Source organism: Xanthomonas sp. SHU 199 (assembly GCF_000364665.1).
GTDB classification, from domain to species: domain Bacteria; phylum Pseudomonadota; class Gammaproteobacteria; order Xanthomonadales; family Xanthomonadaceae; genus Xanthomonas_A; species Xanthomonas_A sontii.
Genome location: NZ_AQOI01000811.1, coordinates 1 through 865, shown reverse-complemented (window position 1 = coordinate 865; position 865 = coordinate 1). Strand labels below are relative to the sequence as shown.

At 74.7% G+C, this 865-nt stretch carries 1 protein-coding gene; it reads left to right on the top strand.

Annotated features, from left to right (window positions below; all coding sequences use genetic code 11):
* A partial coding sequence (locus D183_RS0122125; protein ID WP_017910920.1) for a peptidylprolyl isomerase occupies window positions 1-801 on the top strand: 801 nt, incomplete at its 5' end.
* Window positions 802-865: the final 64 nt, after the last annotated feature.

The window sequence follows — 865 nt, the reverse complement described above, 5'->3', positions numbered from 1 at the left end:
CGGCCCCCCGCCGAGCCCGCCACCGCCGACCCGGTGGTACTGCGCGTCGGCGCGCAGCAGTTCACCGCCAGCGAGTACCGCGCCCTGGCCGGCGACGCCACGCGCGGCGCTGCCGGCATCGACGATGACTCGGTGGTGCGCCGTTTCGCCGACCGCGCGATCCTGCTCGACCAGGCCCGGCAGCAGCATCTGCAGGACGATCCGGTGGTGGCCGCGCGCCTGCGCCGCGCCGCCGACGCGATCCTGGCCGAGGCCGCGCAGGCACGGCTCAGCGCCGACGCGCACATCGACGAGGCGATGCTGCGCCGGCAGTTCGCCGCGCATCCGGACGACTACACCGAATATCACCTCCGCCATCTGTTCGTCGCCCTGCATCCGCAGGGCGGGCCGCGCAGCGGGCACACCCTGACCGAGGCGCAGGCCCTGCAGCGCGCCGAAGCGCTCAAGCGCCAGCTCGACGGCGGCGCCGATTTCGCCACGCTGGCGATGCGCGAGTCCGACGACACCGCGACCGCCGGCGAGGGCGGACAGCTGTCGCCGACCTTCGGCCGTTACCTGGCCGATGTCTTCGACGCGCCGATCCGCCAGCTCGCGGTGGAGCAGGTCTCCGCGCCAGTGCGCGGCCCCGACGGCTACCACCTGATCCGGCTCGATGCGAAGACCGCGGCGCGCTTCGACGCGGTGCGCGGGCAGATCGACCTGCAACTGCGCGAGCAGGCGGCGGCCGACGCCATGCAGCGCCTGCGCCAGGCGCAGCCGATGGCGTTCGACCGCGACGCCTACACCGCCGCGGCGCGCTGAGCATGGCGGCGATGCGGCGCCCGCTGTGTTGGTTCGCCGGCGCGGTGGTCGTGGGAATGGTCGC